The sequence below is a fragment of the Pseudomonas sp. S2_F07 genome (assembly GCF_054668325.1).
In genome coordinates this window covers 2,974,547-2,991,106 of sequence record NZ_CP162758.1, presented here as the reverse complement: position 1 = coordinate 2,991,106, position 16,560 = coordinate 2,974,547, and the positions used below count along the sequence as shown (strand labels likewise).

General features: G+C 59.6%; 19 protein-coding genes and 1 pseudogene. 15 read left to right on the top strand and 5 right to left on the bottom strand.

The window, feature by feature from the left end; genetic code table 11:
* The first annotated feature begins 90 nt into the window (after window positions 1-90).
* Window positions 91-1,209, top strand: a complete 1,119-nt coding sequence (proB, locus tag AB4O40_RS13455; RefSeq protein WP_056728709.1) for a glutamate 5-kinase — start codon at window positions 91-93, stop codon at window positions 1,207-1,209.
* Window positions 1,210-1,221: 12 nt separating this feature from the next.
* The gene (locus tag AB4O40_RS13450) at window positions 1,222-1,686 is read left to right on the top strand and encodes a CreA family protein (protein WP_056728707.1); all 465 of its coding nucleotides are present in this window, start codon (window positions 1,222-1,224) and stop codon (window positions 1,684-1,686) included.
* A 122-nt stretch (window positions 1,687-1,808) separates the two neighbouring features.
* On the opposite strand, the gene rpsT is transcribed toward AB4O40_RS13450, so the two are convergent.
* The gene (rpsT, locus tag AB4O40_RS13445; protein WP_020798646.1) at window positions 1,809-2,087 is read right to left on the bottom strand and encodes a 30S ribosomal protein S20; all 279 of its coding nucleotides are present in this window, start codon (window positions 2,085-2,087) and stop codon (window positions 1,809-1,811) included.
* A 252-nt stretch (window positions 2,088-2,339) separates the two neighbouring features.
* Here rpsT and murJ point away from each other — a divergent pair, with 252 nt between their 5' ends.
* From murJ to ispH, 6 genes are all read left to right on the top strand, one after another.
* The gene (murJ, locus tag AB4O40_RS13440; protein WP_056728705.1) at window positions 2,340-3,878 is read left to right on the top strand and encodes a murein biosynthesis integral membrane protein MurJ; all 1,539 of its coding nucleotides are present in this window, start codon (window positions 2,340-2,342) and stop codon (window positions 3,876-3,878) included.
* A 129-nt stretch (window positions 3,879-4,007) separates the two neighbouring features.
* Window positions 4,008-4,946 (top strand): bifunctional riboflavin kinase/FAD synthetase, encoded by a 939-nt coding sequence (gene ribF, locus AB4O40_RS13435; RefSeq protein WP_056728703.1) that lies wholly within the window; start codon window positions 4,008-4,010, stop codon window positions 4,944-4,946.
* A gap of 13 nt (window positions 4,947-4,959) precedes the next feature.
* Window positions 4,960-7,791, top strand: a complete 2,832-nt coding sequence (ileS, locus tag AB4O40_RS13430) for an isoleucine--tRNA ligase (RefSeq protein ID WP_056728701.1) — start codon at window positions 4,960-4,962, stop codon at window positions 7,789-7,791.
* Window positions 7,784-8,296, top strand: a complete 513-nt coding sequence (gene lspA, locus AB4O40_RS13425) for a signal peptidase II (RefSeq protein ID WP_056728699.1) — start codon at window positions 7,784-7,786, stop codon at window positions 8,294-8,296. Before ileS ends, lspA begins: the two co-directional genes overlap by 8 nt.
* Window positions 8,297-8,303: 7 nt before the next feature.
* Window positions 8,304-8,741, top strand: coding sequence for an FKBP-type peptidyl-prolyl cis-trans isomerase (gene fkpB, locus AB4O40_RS13420; RefSeq protein ID WP_172435403.1), 438 nt, complete (start codon window positions 8,304-8,306; stop codon window positions 8,739-8,741).
* A 101-nt stretch (window positions 8,742-8,842) separates the two neighbouring features.
* Entirely contained in the window at window positions 8,843-9,790 is a 948-nt protein-coding gene (gene ispH, locus AB4O40_RS13415; RefSeq protein ID WP_056728697.1) for a 4-hydroxy-3-methylbut-2-enyl diphosphate reductase, read from the top strand.
* Here ispH and AB4O40_RS13410 read toward each other — a convergent pair.
* The gene (locus AB4O40_RS13410) at window positions 9,759-10,298 is read right to left on the bottom strand and encodes a GspH/FimT family pseudopilin (protein WP_460054206.1); all 540 of its coding nucleotides are present in this window, start codon (window positions 10,296-10,298) and stop codon (window positions 9,759-9,761) included. The genes ispH and AB4O40_RS13410 overlap by 32 nt on opposite strands.
* Before the next feature lie 130 nt (window positions 10,299-10,428).
* Between AB4O40_RS13410 and AB4O40_RS13405 the strand changes: the two genes are divergently transcribed.
* From AB4O40_RS13405 to thiO, 7 genes are read left to right on the top strand one after another with little or no spacing between them, the layout of a single operon-like run.
* A complete protein-coding gene (locus tag AB4O40_RS13405) occupies window positions 10,429-10,902 on the top strand; it encodes a GspH/FimT family pseudopilin (RefSeq protein ID WP_056728693.1) in 474 nt (157 codons plus the stop codon).
* Window positions 10,899-11,348 carry a type IV pilus modification protein PilV gene (gene pilV, locus AB4O40_RS13400; protein WP_056728691.1) on the top strand — a complete coding sequence of 150 codons (450 nt, stop codon included), beginning with the start codon at window positions 10,899-10,901 and terminating at the stop codon, window positions 11,346-11,348. The genes AB4O40_RS13405 and pilV overlap by 4 nt, the downstream gene beginning before the upstream one ends.
* On the top strand, window positions 11,345-12,052 hold the full coding sequence (locus tag AB4O40_RS13395; RefSeq protein WP_056728689.1) for a PilW family protein: 708 nt from the start codon (window positions 11,345-11,347) through the stop codon (window positions 12,050-12,052). Before pilV ends, AB4O40_RS13395 begins: the two co-directional genes overlap by 4 nt.
* Window positions 12,053-12,062: 10 nt before the next feature.
* Window positions 12,063-12,542, top strand: coding sequence for a pilus assembly PilX family protein (locus tag AB4O40_RS13390; RefSeq protein WP_056728687.1), 480 nt, complete (start codon window positions 12,063-12,065; stop codon window positions 12,540-12,542).
* Complete coding sequence (locus AB4O40_RS13385) at window positions 12,529-12,939, top strand: hypothetical protein (protein WP_056728685.1); 411 nt, start codon at window positions 12,529-12,531, stop codon at window positions 12,937-12,939. Before AB4O40_RS13390 ends, AB4O40_RS13385 begins: the two co-directional genes overlap by 14 nt.
* A 14-nt stretch (window positions 12,940-12,953) precedes the next feature.
* Window positions 12,954-13,355 carry a type IV pilin protein gene (locus AB4O40_RS13380; protein WP_056728683.1) on the top strand — a complete coding sequence of 134 codons (402 nt, stop codon included), beginning with the start codon at window positions 12,954-12,956 and terminating at the stop codon, window positions 13,353-13,355.
* Between the two features lie 54 nt (window positions 13,356-13,409).
* Window positions 13,410-14,510 carry a glycine oxidase ThiO gene (thiO, locus tag AB4O40_RS13375; RefSeq protein WP_056728681.1) on the top strand — a complete coding sequence of 367 codons (1,101 nt, stop codon included), beginning with the start codon at window positions 13,410-13,412 and terminating at the stop codon, window positions 14,508-14,510.
* An 81-nt stretch (window positions 14,511-14,591) separates the two neighbouring features.
* On the opposite strand, the gene AB4O40_RS13370 is transcribed toward thiO, so the two are convergent.
* From AB4O40_RS13370 to AB4O40_RS13360, 3 genes and pseudogenes are all read right to left on the bottom strand, one after another.
* Complete coding sequence (locus AB4O40_RS13370; protein ID WP_056728679.1) at window positions 14,592-15,929, bottom strand: sigma-54-dependent transcriptional regulator; 1,338 nt, start codon at window positions 15,927-15,929, stop codon at window positions 14,592-14,594.
* Window positions 15,926-16,228 (bottom strand): annotated as a pseudogene (locus AB4O40_RS13365) (hypothetical protein); the annotation flags it as partial. The gene AB4O40_RS13370 and the pseudogene AB4O40_RS13365, both read right to left, overlap by 4 nt.
* A 46-nt stretch (window positions 16,229-16,274) precedes the next feature.
* A complete protein-coding gene (locus AB4O40_RS13360; RefSeq protein WP_056728677.1) occupies window positions 16,275-16,508 on the bottom strand; it encodes a PP0621 family protein in 234 nt (77 codons plus the stop codon).
* Window positions 16,509-16,560 lie beyond the last annotated feature (52 nt).

The following is a 16,560-nucleotide window of genomic DNA, read 5'->3' as shown; positions in this document are numbered from 1 at the left end:
ATCTGGAAATCGATTGTTGGTCACGAGTAACCACGAATAACGTCACGGGCAGTGCTAGGTCGCGTTGCCCTCAAGCTAAGGTTGAAGATGATGCGGAGCAAGGTGACAGGTGCGCAGCGTTGGGTCGTGAAGATCGGCAGCGCTTTGCTGACGGCGGACGGCAAAGGCCTGGATCGCGCGGCAATGGGTGTCTGGGTTGAGCAGATGGTGGCCTTGCATGAGGCGGGTGTCGAACTGGTGCTGGTGTCCTCCGGGGCGGTGGCGGCCGGCATGAGCCGTTTGGGCTGGACCTCGCGACCCAGTGCGATGCACGAGCTTCAGGCTGCCGCCGCAATCGGTCAGATGGGGTTGGTGCAGGCCTGGGAGTCGAGCTTTGCCGAGCATGGCCGGCATACCGCGCAGATTCTCCTGACTCACGACGACTTGTCCGATCGCAAGCGCTACCTGAACGCCCGCAGCACCTTGCGTGCGCTGGTCGAGCTGAAGGTTATTCCGGTGATCAACGAGAATGACACCGTGGTCACCGACGAAATCCGTTTTGGCGACAACGACACGCTCGCGGCGCTGGTGGCGAATCTGGTCGAGGCTGACCTGTTGGTGATCCTGACGGATCGCGACGGCATGTTCGACGCCGATCCGCGCAATAATCCGGATGCCCAGCTGATTTACGAGGCGCGTGCCGATGATCCGGCGCTCGATGCGGTGGCGGGCGGCACTGGTGGTGCGCTGGGGCGTGGCGGCATGCAGACCAAGTTGCGTGCTGCGCGTCTGGCGGCCCGTTCCGGCGCTCACACCATCATCGTTGGTGGGCGCATCGAGCGTGTGCTGGATCGCCTCAAGGCGGGCGAACGCATCGGCACCTTGCTGTCGCCGGAGCGCGGCATGCTGGCGGCGCGCAAGCAGTGGCTGGCCGGTCATCTGCAAACCCGTGGCACCCTGGTGCTGGATGCGGGTGCGGTGATGGCGTTGTCCCAGGGCAATAAAAGTTTGCTGCCGGTCGGCGTCAAGTTGGTCCAGGGCAGTTTCCGTCGCGGTGAGATGGTGGTCTGCGTGGCGCCTGACGGTCGTGAAATTGCCCGTGGCCTGGCCAACTACAGTGCGCTGGAAGCGCAAAAAATCATCGGTCAGTCGTCCGAGGCGATTGTCGGTCTGTTGGGTTACATGGCGGAACCGGAACTGGTTCACCGCGATAACCTGATCCTGGTCTGAAGGAATACCTGAATGCGCGTGGCAAAAGGATTGTTGGGGTTGCTGTTGGCGATGCCGCTGTTGGCTTCGGCCGAAGAGATTGGTCAGGTGTCGACGGTGTTCAAGTTCGTCGGGCCGAATGACCGGATCGTGGTCGAGGCCTTTGATGATCCCAAGGTCGATGGTGTGACCTGCTATCTGTCGCGCGCCAAGACCGGTGGGGTGAAGGGGGGTCTTGGTTTGGCCGAGGATCGTGCTGAAGCGTCTATCGCTTGCCGGCAGGTCGGGCCTATCAGCTTCAAGGGTGAGCTCAAGGATGGCGACGAGGTGTTCAAGGAGCGCACGTCCCTGGTGTTCAAGACCATGCAGGTGGTGCGTTTCCTCGACAAGAAGCGTAATACGCTGGTGTATCTGGTGTACAGCGATCGCCTGATCGAGGGCAGTCCGCAGAATGCGGTGACGGCGATTCCGATTTTGCCGTGGGCCCACACTCAGTAATTTCACACAATCAGAGCTGTGGGGGCGAGCAGGCTCGCTCTCACATTTTTTTGCGTCGAATTCACTGAATCGCAGGCAATAAAAAACCGACCCTGAGGTCGGTTTTTTAATGAACGAGTCGCTTAGGCAGCAGCGGCAACGTTCAGGGCCTTAACGTGGCCATTCAAACGGCTCTTATGGCGAGCAGCCTTGTTCTTGTGGATGATGCCTTTATCGGCCATACGGTCGATAACTGGCACAGCCAGAACGTATGCAGCTTGAGCTTTTTCAGCGTCTTTTGCGTCGATGGCCTTAACTACATTCTTGATGTAGGTACGAACCATGGAACGCAGGCTGGCGTTGTGGCTGCGACGCTTCTCAGCCTGTTTTGCACGTTTTTTGGCGGAAGGTGAGTTGGCCACCGTCGAGCTCCTCGAAAGACTTTTTAGGAAATAGCAAACAAAATAGGCCGCGAATCATGCCGATGAGTTGAGGTCTTGTCAAGGGCGGTTGAGACGTTCCGCTAAGTGGTAGGTGAAGCAAGCTTGGAGATTTCTTTCCGGCGTGCGACCTGTAAACTCGCGAGCTTTGGCTCTGTGCTGTTGCGGCGCGGAGTATCGCATAAGTAGGCGCGTAGTTCGCCTGCTGTTTATCGACAGGCACAAACTCTTTCCATGAATCTGCTCAAATCGTTGGCCGCCGTCAGCTCTATCACGATGCTTTCCCGGGTTCTGGGGTTTGTTCGCGACACCCTCATTGCGCGAACATTTGGCGCGGGAATGGCGACTGACGCCTTCTTTATCGCCTTCAAATTGCCCAATCTGTTGCGGCGGATCTTTGCCGAAGGGGCGTTTTCCCAGGCATTCGTGCCGATTCTTGCAGAATACAAAAGCCAGAAGGGTGAAGAGGCGACCCGCACATTCATTGCCTATGTCTCGGGCCTGCTGACGCTGGTACTGGCGCTGGTCACGGTGTTGGGCATGATCGCCGCGCCGTGGGTCATCTGGGTCACTGCGCCGGGTTTTACCGATACCCCGGAAAAATTCGAGCTCACTTCCAGCCTGTTGCGGGTGACCTTTCCCTACATATTGCTGATTTCCCTGTCGTCGCTGGCGGGCGCGATCCTCAACACCTGGAACCGTTTTTCGGTCCCGGCATTCGTGCCGACGCTGCTCAACGTCAGCATGATTATTTTTGCGTTGTTCCTCACGCCGTACTTCGATCCGCCCGTAATGGCGCTCGGCTGGGCGGTTCTGGCAGGTGGCCTGGCGCAGTTGCTCTACCAGCTGCCGCACCTGAAAAAAATCGGCATGCTGGTGCTGCCGCGCCTGAGCCTGCGCGACACCGGCGTCTGGCGCGTAATGAAGCAGATGCTGCCAGCCATCCTCGGTGTCTCGGTGAGTCAGATCTCGCTGATCATCAACACCATCTTCGCTTCGTTCCTGGTTGCCGGGTCCGTGTCCTGGATGTACTACGCCGACCGCTTGATGGAACTGCCTTCCGGCGTGCTGGGCGTGGCGTTGGGGACGATTCTGTTGCCGACCCTGGCCAAGACCTACGCCAGCAAGGATCGTCACGAATACTCGCGCATCCTCGATTGGGGCCTGCGCCTATGCTTCGTGCTGGTATTGCCTTGCGCCCTGGCGCTGGGGATTCTGGCCGAGCCGTTGACGGTTTCGCTGTTCCAGTACGGTCAGTTCGATGCCCATGATGCGGCGATGACCCAGCGCGCGTTGATCGCCTACTCCGTCGGTTTGCTCGGGATTATCGTGATCAAAGTGCTGGCGCCGGGCTTTTATGCGCAACAAAACATCCGCACGCCGGTAAAAATCGCGATTTTCACCCTGGTGGTCACCCAGCTGTTCAACCTGATGTTGATCGGACCGCTGGCCCACGCCGGCCTGGCTCTGGCTATCAGCGCTGGTGCCTGCTTGAATGCGGGGTTGCTGTTCTATCAACTGCGCAAACAGCAGATGTACCAGCCACAACCGGGCTGGGCGAAGTTCGGCTTGAAACTGGTGATCGCGGTATCGGTGATGTCGGGCGTATTGCTGGCCGGGATGCATTTCATGCCGGCCTGGGGCGAGGGGCAGATGCTTGAGCGTTTCCTGCGCCTGGGTGCCTTGGTCGTTGCCGGTGTGGTGGCTTATTTCGGCATGTTAGTGTTGATGGGCTTTCGTTTGCGCGACTTCAATCGCAAGGCGCTGGGCTGAGGTTCTGGCCTCGATAAACACGGGCGAGCCGGCGGTTTTGTCGGCTTGATCACTTTGGGTTACGGTGTTGCCTGTCGTCGGCCGCCGGGTGTGGTTATAATCGACCACTTTATGAGCAAGAAGCGCGTTATGCAGCTGGTTCGAGGCCTCCACAATCTGCGCCCCCAGCATCGGGGCTGTGTCGCCACTATTGGCAACTTTGACGGTGTTCACCGTGGCCACCAGGCTATCCTGGCGCGCCTGCGTGAGCGTGCGCTCGAGTTGGGCGTGCCCAGTTGCGTGGTGATTTTCGAGCCGCAGCCGCGGGAGTTCTTCGCTCCGGACACCGCGCCGGCCCGTCTGGCCCGCCTGCGGGACAAGCTGCAATTGTTGGCCGCCGAAGGCGTCGACCGTGTGCTTTGCCTGGCTTTCAACCAGCGCCTGAGCAAGCTCAGTGCCAGTGAATTCGTCGATACCATTCTGGTGGATGGCCTTGGCGTGCAGCATCTGGAGGTCGGTGACGACTTCCGTTTCGGCTGTGACCGCGCGGGAGATTTCGATTTCCTGCTACAGGCAGGCACCCTTCAGGGTTTTACCGTCGAAGCGGCACAAACCGTCGAACTCGATGGCATCCGGGTCAGCAGCACGCAAGTTCGAAATGCCCTGGCCGCCGCGGATTTCGCCCTGGCCGAACGCCTGCTCGGGCGGCCGTACCGGATCGCCGGTCGCGTATTGCATGGCCAGAAGCTGGCCCGGCAGTTGGGTACGCCCACTGCCAATATTCAACTCAAGCGCCGTCGCGTGCCGCTCACCGGGGTTTACCTGGTGGATGTCGAGATCGACGGCAAGACCTGGCCCGGCGTCGCCAACATTGGCGTGCGGCCCACGGTTCAAGGTGATGGCAAAGCCCACCTGGAAGTGCATCTTTTAGATTTTGCCGGCGATCTGTATGACCGGCGTTTAACGGTGGTTTTCCACCACAAGCTGCGCGAAGAGCAGCGTTTCGCCTCTCTGGAGGCGTTGAAAACGGCGATCAACGCGGATGTCGCCGCCGCCCGTGCACTAGCCGCACCTAGCGCCCATCGCTAATGAAGAGCCTTAAATGACCGACTATAAAGCCACGCTAAACCTTCCGGACACCGCCTTCCCAATGAAGGCCGGCCTGCCACAGCGCGAACCGCAGATCCTGCAGCGCTGGGACAGTATTGGCCTGTACGGAAAGTTGCGCGAGATTGGCAAGGATCGTCCGAAGTTCGTATTGCACGACGGCCCTCCGTACGCCAACGGCTCGATTCACATCGGTCATGCGCTGAACAAGATTCTCAAGGACATGATCATCCGTTCGAAGACCCTGTCGGGCTTCGACGCGCCTTATGTTCCGGGCTGGGACTGCCACGGCCTGCCGATCGAGCACAAGGTCGAAGTGACCCACGGCAAGAACCTGGGCGCGGACAAGACCCGCGAACTGTGCCGGGCCTACGCCACCGAGCAGATCGAAGGGCAGAAGTCCGAGTTCATCCGTCTCGGCGTGCTGGGCGACTTCGCCAACCCGTACAAGACCATGGACTTCAAGAACGAGGCCGGTGAAATCCGTGCCTTGGCCGAAATCGTCAAGGGTGGTTTCGTGTTCAAGGGCCTGAAGCCTGTGAACTGGTGTTTCGACTGCGGTTCGGCCCTGGCCGAAGCGGAAGTCGAGTACGAGAACAAGAAGTCCTCGACCATCGACGTGGCGTTCCCGATTGCCGATGAAGCCCAACTGGCTGCCGCCTTCGGCCTGCCATCGCTGGCCAAGCCTGCCTCGATCGTGATCTGGACCACCACCCCGTGGACCATCCCGGCCAACCAGGCGTTGAACGTTCACCCGGAATTCAACTACGCCCTGGTCGACGTCGGCGACAAGCTGCTGGTACTGGCTGAAGAGCTGGTCGAGTCGTGCCTGGCGCGCTACTCGCTGGAAGGTTCGGTCATTGCGACCACCACCGGTAAAGCGCTGGAGCTGATCAACTTCCGTCACCCGTTCTACGACCGTCTGTCGCCAGTTTACCTGGCCGACTACGTTGAACTGGGCGCCGGCACCGGTGTGGTTCACTCCGCTCCGGCCTACGGTGTGGACGACTTCGTGACCTGCAAGAAGTACGGCATGGTCAACGATGACATCCTCAATCCGGTCCAAAGCAACGGCGTGTACGCGACCTCGCTGGAATTCTTCGGCGGCCAGTTCATCTGGAAGGCCAACCCGGCCATCGTCGACAAGCTGACCGAAGTCGGTGCGCTGCTGCACACCACTATTATCGAACACAGCTACATGCACTGCTGGCGCCACAAGACCCCACTGATCTACCGCGCCACCGCGCAGTGGTTCATCGGTATGGACAAGCAGCCGACCACCGGCGACACCCTGCGTCAGCGCTCGCTCAAAGCCATCGAAGAAACACAGTTCGTTCCGGCCTGGGGTCAGGCGCGCCTGCACTCGATGATCGCCAACCGCCCGGACTGGTGCATTTCCCGCCAGCGCAACTGGGGCGTGCCGATCCCGTTCTTCCTGAACAAGGAAAGCGGCGAGCTGCACCCACGTACCGTCGAGCTGATGGAAATCGTGGCCAAGCGCGTTGAAGTCGAAGGCATCGAGGCCTGGTTCAAGCTGGACGCCGCCGAGTTGCTGGGCGATGAAGCGCCGCAGTACGACAAGATCAGCGACACCCTGGACGTCTGGTTCGACTCGGGCACCACGCACTGGCACGTCCTGCGCGGTTCGCACCCGATGGGCCACGAAACCGGCCCGCGCGCCGACCTGTACCTGGAAGGTTCGGACCAACACCGTGGCTGGTTCCACTCGTCGCTGCTGACCGGTTGCGCCATCGACAATCACGCGCCGTATCGCGAGCTGCTGACCCACGGCTTCACCGTCGACGAGTCCGGCCGCAAGATGTCCAAGTCCCTGGGCAACGTGATTGCTCCGCAGAAAGTCAACGACACCCTGGGCGCCGACATCATGCGTCTGTGGGTCGCTTCGACCGACTATTCGGGCGAAATGGCGGTTTCCGAGCAGATCCTGCAACGCAGTGCGGACGCCTACCGGCGTATCCGTAATACCGCGCGCTTCCTGCTTTCGAACCTGACCGGCTTCAATCCGGCCACCGACCTGCTGCCGGCCGAAGAAATGCTGGCTCTGGACCGTTGGGCCGTGGACCGTACCCTGCTGCTGCAGCGCGAGCTGCAAGAGCACTACGGCGAATACCGCTTCTGGAATGTGTACTCGAAGATCCACAACTTCTGCGTGCAGGAACTGGGCGGCTTCTACCTCGACATCATCAAGGACCGTCAGTACACCACTGGCGCGAACAGCAAGGCCCGCCGTTCGGCGCAAACCGCGCTGTTTCACATCTGCGAAGCGCTGGTTCGCTGGATCGCACCGATCCTGGCCTTCACCGCTGACGAGCTGTGGCAATACCTGCCGGGTGAGCGTAACGAGTCGGTGATGCTCAACACCTGGTACGAAGGCCTGACCGAATTGCCGGAAGGCTTCGAACTGGGTCGCGCGTATTGGGACCGGATCATGGCCGTGAAGGTTGCGGTCAACAAGGAAATGGAAATCCAGCGTGCCGCCAAGGCCGTCGGTGGCAACCTGCAGGCCGAAGTGACGCTGTTCGCCGAAGACGCACTGACCGCCGACCTGGCCAAACTGAGCAACGAACTGCGCTTCGTACTGATCACTTCGACCGCTGCTGTTGCACCGCTGGTGCAAGCACCGGCCGATGCCGTGGTCACCGAAGTCAGCGGCCTGAAGCTGAAGATCGTCAAGTCGAGCCACGCCAAGTGCGCTCGTTGCTGGCACTGCCGTGAAGACGTCGGCGTGAACCCGGAGCACCCGGAAATCTGCGGCCGTTGCGTCGACAACATCAGCGGCGCTGGCGAGGTCCGTCATTATGCCTAATGCCGTTGGCCGTTTCGGACGGCTGAGCTGGCTTTGGTTGAGTCTGCTGGTCCTGGTCATCGACCAGGCCAGCAAGTTCTACTTTGAAGGCAAGCTCGAGATGTATCAGCAAATCGTGGTGATTCCCGATTTGTTCAGCTGGACCCTGGCCTACAACACTGGCGCGGCGTTCAGCTTCCTGGCTGACAGCTCCGGCTGGCAGCGCTGGCTGTTCGCGTTGATCGCTATCGTGGTCAGTGCGGTGCTGGTGGTGTGGCTCAAGCGTCTGGGCCGCAACGAGACCTGGCTGGCGGTTGCGCTGGCACTGGTGCTCGGTGGCGCGCTGGGCAATCTGTATGACCGCATTGCCCTGGGCCATGTGATCGATTTCATTCTGGTGCATTGGCAGAACCGCTGGCACTTCCCGGCGTTCAACTTTGCCGACAGTGCCATTACTGTTGGTGCTGTCATGCTGGCACTGGATATGTTCAAAAGTAAAAAGACCGGAGAAACCGTTCATGACTGAACAGGTATTGGCTGAACAACGCATCGGCCAGAACACGGAAGTCACCTTGCATTTCGCATTGCGCCTGGAGAACGGCGACACGGTGGACAGCACTTTCGACAAAGCCCCGGCGACCTTCAAGGTCGGTGATGGCAACCTGTTGCCAGGTTTCGAAGCGGCGCTGTTCGGTTTCAAGGCCGGTGACAAGCGTACGCTGAGCATCGAGCCGGAAAACGCTTTCGGCCAGCCGAACCCGCAAAACGTGCAGATCATCCCGCGTTCCCAGTTCCAGGACATGGAACTGTCGCCTGGTTTGCTGGTGATCTTCAACGATGCGGCCAATACTGAATTGCCGGGCGTGGTCAAAGAGTTCGATGACGCGCAAGTGACCATCGACTTCAACCACCCGCTGGCGGGCAAGACCTTGACCTTTGATGTGGAAATCATTTCCGTCAAAGCGCTGTAACTGACCGGACACGGTCAAAAATGTGGGAGCGGGCTTGCTCGCTCCCACAGTTAGTTTCTACAGTTTTCGCTATTTCTTGCGCGCAAGACACGAGGCACAGCATGCAAATCAAACTCGCCAACCCCCGTGGCTTCTGCGCCGGTGTGGACCGTGCGATCGAAATCGTCAACCGCGCCCTGGAAGTCTTCGGGCCGCCGATCTATGTACGCCACGAAGTGGTCCACAACAAATTTGTCGTCGAAGACCTGCGCTCCCGTGGAGCGATCTTCGTTGAAGAACTGGATCAGGTGCCGGACGACGTCATCGTGATCTTCAGTGCCCACGGCGTTTCCCAGGCCGTGCGCAGCGAAGCGGCTGGTCGTGGGCTGAAAGTGTTCGACGCCACGTGCCCGCTGGTGACCAAAGTCCACATCGAAGTGGCGCGCTACAGCCGTGACGGCCGAGAGTGCATTCTGATCGGCCACGCCGGTCACCCGGAAGTCGAAGGCACCATGGGCCAGTACGATGGCGGCAATGGCGGCGCGATCTACCTGGTCGAAGACGAGAAGGATGTCGCGGCGTTGCAGGTGAACAACCCTGAAAAGCTCGCCTTCGTGACCCAGACCACGCTGTCGATGGACGATACCAGTCGTGTTATCGACGCCCTGCGTTCGCGCTTTCCGGCCATCGGTGGACCGCGCAAGGACGACATTTGCTACGCCACGCAAAACCGTCAGGATGCGGTCAAGCAACTGGCGGACGAGTGCGACGTGGTGCTGGTGGTCGGCAGCCCGAACAGCTCCAACTCCAATCGCTTGCGCGAATTGGCAGAACGCATGTCCACTCCTGCCTACCTGATCGACGGTGCTGAAGACCTGCAAAAGAGCTGGTTCGACGGCGTTGAGCGTATCGGTATCACCGCCGGTGCATCCGCCCCGGAAGTCCTGGTGCGCGGCGTGATCCAGCAGTTGCAGGCCTGGGGTGCAACCGGTGCCGATGAACTGGCCGGTCGCGAGGAAAACATCACGTTCTCGATGCCTAAAGAACTGCGCGTTCGCTCGTTGACCTGAATGTTCTCCTTTTTTCGCATAACGGATGCTCAGCCTTGTCGCTGCGCAGGCTGACGCGACCGGTCCGAGCCAGCACCACTTGATGTTGGCTCACCGGTTCGCGAACGGCGCAAATGTGTAAAGTCCCTCCTAACAGTGACTCGCCCTGGCCTCTGAACCGTATGGAGCTTTCGACCGTACTGTTCCCCACAATCGACACGCGTGGGCCGCTCTGGCGTTCGGTCAGTAGTGGATTGTCGCTGTCCATTTCCCCTTTGCCGCTGATATCCAGAATGATCCGCCAGCCTTGGCCCCAGTCGCCATTGATGCCGTGAATCACCACGGCCTGGTTGCGGGTGATGGCTTCGTTCCGGGCGGTACGAATACCGCTGGACAGAGCCTGTGCCGCTTGCTGTCTTTGGTTCGATTCGATCAGCGTTGCGAACGCCGGACTGACCAAATGCAGAACAATTCCTGTAATTGCCAGTCCCATGAGCAGTTCGATCAGGCTGAAGCCTTGTTGCCGCATGACATCTCCCTCCGTGGCGTGCTGTGGCTCGCGCAATCCCTGCGCGAGAAATGGCAACGCAAACGCACCGCATCGCTCGAATGTGGTGCCGCGCAAGAGCAGGTATAGCCGAAGGAAACAGAAGGCCCCGATGGATCATCCTACAAAAGGTTTCACGCTGATCGAGTTGCTGGTCGCGATCGCGATCCTTCTGATTCTGCTGACTCTGGCTGTGCCGGCGTTTACCCGCTCGACGCAAACAACCAGGGCTGATACTGAAATCGCTGACCTGCGACGAGCCTTGAATTTTGCCCGGTTAGAAGCCATCGATCGGGGCAATACCACACGGGTGCGCCCGACGGCCGGCGGGGATGTCTGGAGCGGGGAGCTGACGATTTACGACGGTACTGGCGCTTTGGCCAATGTATTGCGGGTTGTTCCGGCGATGAGCGGCGGCGCAACTCTGGCGCTAACCTCTGGCATCACTGCCATCGATTTCAACAGTATGGGCGGATTGTCATCACCGTCCTCAGAGGTGGTGATCAGCTATGGGCGGGGCACACAAAGCAGGACGCTGACGGTGTGTTTGAACGGACGAATTCTAATGGGTGGAAGTTGCGGATGAGGGCCGGGAGGCAAAGAGCGCAGGAGGGTATGACGCTGGTCGAAGTCCTGGTGGCGTTAGTCATTCTGGGAGTGGGCTTGCTGGGGGCGGCGGCGTTTCAGCTCAATGCGCTGAAGTACACGGACAGCGCGCGCATGACCAGTCAGGCCAGTTTTATCGCCTACGACCTGATGGACCGCATTCGCGCCAATGCCGCAGCGGATTACACCATTGCGCCGCCGACTTCGGGCAACCCCGACGTTACCCGGGATCAGGACCTGTTTGACTTCAACACCAACATCGTCAGTTCACTCGGTGCCTCCGCGACGGGCAGTGTCACTGTCAGCCAGAAGGTGTACACCATCACGATTACCTGGGACGACTCGCGGGCTGCGAAGGCTGCCGACTCGCGGCGCAATTTCGTCCTGAGCAGTCGCGCGGACATTGATCCGACGGTGATCCCGTGAGTCGGCGCAGCAGGGGTTTTAGCCTGGTCGAGTTGCTGATCGCCCTGGCATTGAGCCTGATCGTGGTGCTGGGCGTGGTGCAGGTTTTCATCGCAGCCAAGAACACTTATCTCAGCCAGAACGCGGCCGCGAACATGCAGGAGGACGCACGTTTTGTGTTGAGCAAAATGATTCAGGAAGTCCGCATGGTCGGGATGTTCGGTTGTCTGGAAACGATCACCGATTCAAGTCAGAAAGGTGATTTCCATGCCAGTCAGCTAGCACCGATCCGTTGGGACAGCGGCGGCCGTAAGTTGACGCTGGTTACGGCGGATGTCGGCGTTAATGGTGACAAGCCGGACTGGACCGTACTTTCCGATTGTCGAACCCATTCGACGGCCTACAGTGAAGGTCGGAAGCCAGTGGCAGGGCAGCTGGCATTTCCGATCCGGCGGCTGACTTATAGCTACAGCAACGACCAACTGCTGATGAAGAGCGGGGCTGCAGCACCACAGGTGCTGGTGGATAACGTCAGCGCTTTTGACGTGAGCTTCGGCCTGGCCAGCACGGCCACTGATCTGGCAGCTTCGCGTTACAGCAGCAACCCGCCGGACCCCGCGCTGATTCGTAGTGTTCGCCTGAGCCTGACTCTCTTCGATCCGAACCACCGGGTGGCCGATCAAACCTTCAACGTGGTTGCCGCCCTGCGCAACCGCTTGCCATGAGGGAGTGCCAATGAATCGTGCTCCCAAGACGTATTTCGCCCAACGCGGCATGGCCCTGTTGGTCAGCCTGGTGTTCTTGCTCTTGCTGACGTTGATTGGTCTTTCATCGATGCAGAGCGCCACCCTGCAGGAAAAAATGGCCGCTAGCGTCGCCTTGCGCAACCAGTCGTTCCAGAGTGCCGAAGCCGCATTGCGGGTCGGCGAGGGTACGGTGCAGCGGGACAGTTATGCGCTGCCTGTTTGCAGCGGCATCGTGCAATGTGCACCACCGTCCGAGTCTTCGACAATTACCGCTGCCGGTTTCAACGCCTCTTCTGGCGTGACCTGGATTGCATCGGACAAGGGTTTTTATGGCGTGCAAAACATCGGTATCAGCCAAAATGCGGTGAATGTGCCAATCAATACCCCGGCAACCTTGTATCGGGTAACGGCAGTCGGCATCGCGGGGCACTCGCGCAGTGTGGTGGAGAGCATCTATGCGAAGTACTGAGCGACCTGCCAGGTTATGGTCGCAACTATTTGTTGTCGTCGCGCTTGACCTGTCGATGTCGGCGCACGCTGCCACATCAGTGGATTCGCCAGCGCTGAACCGGCCAACCTGTCTGGCCAATGGCAACTGGTACGGTTTTTATCACAGCAATCAGGGGTTGAAGGCCGTCTGCCTGAAGCTGCCCGCTGCGATCAGCGTTAAGATGCTCGACAGCAACGCCGATGGAGTGGTCGACAACAGCGACACACTATCCGATGGCGTGATCTTTATCGGAGAACATTCGACCCGGGACGCCAGCGACAGCGGCGGGGTCGTGAACGATTCCACTGGCGACGGTACTGCGGGGATGGAAAAATCCGGCGGCAGCCGTCGCATCATGTGGCGACAAATACAGTGAGTGAGAGTTGATGCATGCGTAGTTCCAACCGCGGTTTTACCCTGATCGAAATCATGATCGTGATTGCGATCATCGGTATTGTCATGACCATTGCTGCCCCGAGTCTCACCGAATACATGAACAAGGGCCGTCGCGCAGAAGCAGCCGGTCTGCTCTCGGAGCAGGCGCAACTCCTGGAGCGCTTCTACTCGCAGAAAAATGCCTACACCGATGCGACGGGCCTCAGTGCCGGCAATGATTACTACAGCATCACACCGACCCTGACCGACCAGACCTTTCTGCTGACGGCGGTGCGCAAGGCTGATTCGAGCATGGCCACTGACAAGTGCGGTGATCTGACCATCACCAACACCGGTGTGCTCGGTATGGTCAACGCGGAATCCGGCCTGACCAGCAAAGACTGCTGGGGGCGCTGAGTTTTTTTCGGGTGCCTTTTGTACCCTCTGTCTATTTAACGATTGGATCAGAACATGACCAGGCAACAGCAAGTGGTGATTGTCGGCGGCGGGGTGATTGGTTTGCTGACGGCGTTCAATCTCGCCTCCGAAGTGCAAAGCGTTGTGCTGCTGGATCGCTCGAGCGTCGGCCAGGAATCGTCCTGGGCCGGTGGCGGCATCGTTTCGCCGCTTTACCCGTGGCGCTACAGCCCGGCGGTCACCGCATTGGCTCACTGGTCCCAGGACTTTTATCCACAGCTGGGCGAGCGCTTGTTTGCCGCCACTGGGGTTGATCCTGAAGTGCACACCACCGGTCTGTACTGGCTGGATCTGGATGACGAGGCTGAAGCCCTGGCATGGGCCGCCCGGGAAAATCGCCCGCTCAGCGCGGTGGATATATCGGCCGCACACGACGCCGTGCCGGTGCTGGGCAGTGGTTTTGCCCGGGCGATCTACATGGCCGACGTCGCCAACGTGCGCAACCCGCGTCTGGTGAAGTCACTCAAGGCCGCATTGCTGGCACTGCCGAACGTGACGATCCATGAGCAGTGCGAAGTCAGCGGGTTTGTTCGTGACGGCAACAAAGTGGTCGGCGTGCAGACCTCCACAGGTACTGTCCCGGGCGATCAAGTTGTCCTGACGGCGGGGGCCTGGAGCGGTGATTTGCTCAAGCTGCTTGATCTGACGCTGCCGGTCGAGCCGGTGAAAGGGCAGATGATTCTCTACAAGTGTGCGGCGGATTTCCTGCCGAGCATGGTCCTGGCCAAGGGCCGTTATGCGATTCCCCGGCGCGACGGGCACATACTGATCGGCAGTACGTTGGAGCATGAGGGCTATGACAAGACGCCGACCGGGTCGGCACTGGAAAGCCTGAAGGCGTCCGCGGTGGAATTGATCCCGGCACTGGCCAATGCCGAAGTGGTGGGGCATTGGGCCGGATTGCGTCCGGGATCACCCGAGGGCATTCCTTACATCGGCCCGGTGCCGGGGTTTGACGGGCTCTGGCTCAACTGCGGGCATTACCGTAACGGGCTGGTGCTGGCGCCGGCATCATGCCAGCTGTTTGCCGATGTGATGCTGGGCCGGGCACCGATTATCGATCCGGCGCCTTATGCGCCTGCCGGAAGACTTTGACAAGATCGCAGCCTGCGGCAGCTCCTACAGTAGGCACGCTCTCATGTAGGAGCTGCCGAAGGCTGCGATCTTTTTAAAGCCTCAATCCAATCCCAACTTCTTGAGCCTGTAGCGCATCGACCTGAATGACAGGTTCAACCGCTGGGCCGCCGCCGTGCGGTTCCAGCGGGTTTCCTCTAGGGCCTGGAGCAGCAGTTGGCGTTCGACGTTTTCCAGGTAGGCTTCCAGGTTGTCGATCCGGGTCAGGTCTGGCACGCCAACTTCAGCCCCACAGTTGCCTTCAGCCAAGCGCAGGTCACCGGCTTCGATCTGTTTGTTCTCACACAAGGTGTGTGCCCGTTCGAGCATGTTTTCCAGTTCCCGCACATTGCCCGGGAAGCGATAGCTTTTCAGTGCATCGAGGGCCTGGGGGTGGAGTCTCGCCGCAGGTTGAGCGGTATCGGCAGCCAGACGCTTGAGAATGTGGCTAGCTAGCATTTCGATATCGTCGCGACGTTCACGCAAGGGCGGCACCCGGAGTTCGATTACGTTCAAGCGGTAGTAAAGATCATGACGAAAACGTCCGGCGGCGACTTCGGCACCAAGGTCTTTGTGCGTGGCGCAGAGAATGCGCACATCCACAGCCACTTCCTGCTGCCCGCCGACGCTGCGTACGGATTTCTCCTGAATTGCGCGCAGCAGTTTGACTTGCATGGCCAGCGGCAGGTCGGCCACTTCGTCAAGGAGCAGGGTGCCACTGTGGGCTGTCTGGAACAGGCCGGGTTTGTCTTCGATGGCACCGCTGAAACTGCCTTTGCGATGGCCGAAAAACTCGCTCTCCAACAGCTCCGAGGGAATCGCCGCGCAGTTGATCGCAATGAACGGCTGATGGGCGCGGGGGCTTTGATCGTGGATCAGGCGCGCGACCAACTCCTTGCCGCTGCCGGACTCTCCGCTGATGTAGACCGTCGCATGGCTGCTGGCCAGTTTGGTGATGTGCTTGCGCAGGTTGCGCATGGGCAATGAATCGCCCAGCAAGCGTCGTTCGATGCCGACTCCGTGGGCAGGAACCAGCAGGGCGTTGGTGACCAGTTCACGCAGGCGCGCAAGGTCCACCGGTTTGGTCAGGAAGTCGAAGGCCCCGGCCTTGAGTACATTGATCGCGTTTTCGAGGCTGTCATAGGCGGTGATCATCGCCACCTGGACCTGAGGGTGGCGTTGCTGGATGTGTTGCACCAACTCCAGGCCGGTGCCGTCCGGCAATTGCATGTCGGTCAGGCATAGATCGAAGGTTTCGCGTTTGAGCAGGGATTGCGCTTCGCCAACGTTGCGGGCGTTGAACGTCTCCAGATTCATCCTGCCCAAGGTGATTTCCAGGAGTTCTCGAATGTCCGGTTCGTCATCGACGATCAGGACTTTTTGTCGTGGTCTGGTGTTCAATGTGGGGTTCGTCCGTGTGCATAGGTCCTGCAAAAGCAGCCGCTTTCCTGGCGTACCTTGAAGTCTAGGCGGGACAAAATGCTTTCGCCCGGCTGGCCGGACAGATTAAGCCCCAGGCCCTTGGTATGGCGGGCTGGGGCTTCATTTTCGAGTATTTCCAGTGATTTCAGGTCGAGCCGTAGCGGAGGGATTTGCACGCGGCGCTGTAGGTGCAGGACGTTTTCGATTACCCGGTTCATTCGCACAGAGAGGTCTTGAATAATCTGCGTCAGACGTCGATCAACACCTTTCAGTTCCTTGGGGACGCGCGATAGTCCTTGAACGGTTGCCATTTCTGCTCAAGTGTCAGTGACCACTGGAGCCCTTGCCTTGCTCGAGATGAGCCTGGCTGCAATACCATTGCTGGTCGAGGCTCAGCGCGCGGTCACGGGGCAGGTGAACGCCGCAATGGGCACAACGGACCATGGGCGCCGCTTCCCGCTCGGCAGGGGGCTTGGGGGTGGAGGCCTGCCCCTTGAACTTGCGCCAGAACCATACTGCAGCGGCAATCAGGGCAATCCAGAACAATAAACGAAGCATGGTGAGCTGCTTTTTGATTGATGAAGCGGCAGTTTAGCCAAGGACCTGGCAG

Bases quoted from the DNA above. Each gene is read 5' to 3' on its own strand.
- murJ (WP_056728705.1), top strand. From the start codon at position 2,340: ATGAATCTGCTCAAATCGTTGGCCGCCGTCAGCTCTATCACGATGCTT.
- AB4O40_RS13405 (WP_056728693.1), top strand. From the start codon at position 10,429: ATGGATCATCCTACAAAAGGTTTCACGCTGATCGAGTTGCTGGTCGCG.
- AB4O40_RS13360 (WP_056728677.1), bottom strand. From the start codon at position 16,508: ATGCTTCGTTTATTGTTCTGGATTGCCCTGATTGCCGCTGCAGTATGG.
- AB4O40_RS13380 (WP_056728683.1), top strand. From the start codon at position 12,954: ATGCGTAGTTCCAACCGCGGTTTTACCCTGATCGAAATCATGATCGTG.
- pilV (WP_056728691.1), top strand. From the start codon at position 10,899: ATGAGGGCCGGGAGGCAAAGAGCGCAGGAGGGTATGACGCTGGTCGAA.
- proB (WP_056728709.1), top strand. From the start codon at position 91: ATGCGGAGCAAGGTGACAGGTGCGCAGCGTTGGGTCGTGAAGATCGGC.
- ribF (WP_056728703.1), top strand. From the start codon at position 4,008: ATGCAGCTGGTTCGAGGCCTCCACAATCTGCGCCCCCAGCATCGGGGC.
- AB4O40_RS13450 (WP_056728707.1), top strand. From the start codon at position 1,222: ATGCGCGTGGCAAAAGGATTGTTGGGGTTGCTGTTGGCGATGCCGCTG.
- AB4O40_RS13410 (WP_460054206.1), bottom strand. From the start codon at position 10,298: ATGCGGCAACAAGGCTTCAGCCTGATCGAACTGCTCATGGGACTGGCA.
- ileS (WP_056728701.1), top strand. From the start codon at position 4,960: ATGACCGACTATAAAGCCACGCTAAACCTTCCGGACACCGCCTTCCCA.
- AB4O40_RS13390 (WP_056728687.1), top strand. From the start codon at position 12,063: ATGAATCGTGCTCCCAAGACGTATTTCGCCCAACGCGGCATGGCCCTG.
- thiO (WP_056728681.1), top strand. From the start codon at position 13,410: ATGACCAGGCAACAGCAAGTGGTGATTGTCGGCGGCGGGGTGATTGGT.
- ispH (WP_056728697.1), top strand. From the start codon at position 8,843: ATGCAAATCAAACTCGCCAACCCCCGTGGCTTCTGCGCCGGTGTGGAC.
- AB4O40_RS13385 (WP_056728685.1), top strand. From the start codon at position 12,529: ATGCGAAGTACTGAGCGACCTGCCAGGTTATGGTCGCAACTATTTGTT.
- lspA (WP_056728699.1), top strand. From the start codon at position 7,784: ATGCCTAATGCCGTTGGCCGTTTCGGACGGCTGAGCTGGCTTTGGTTG.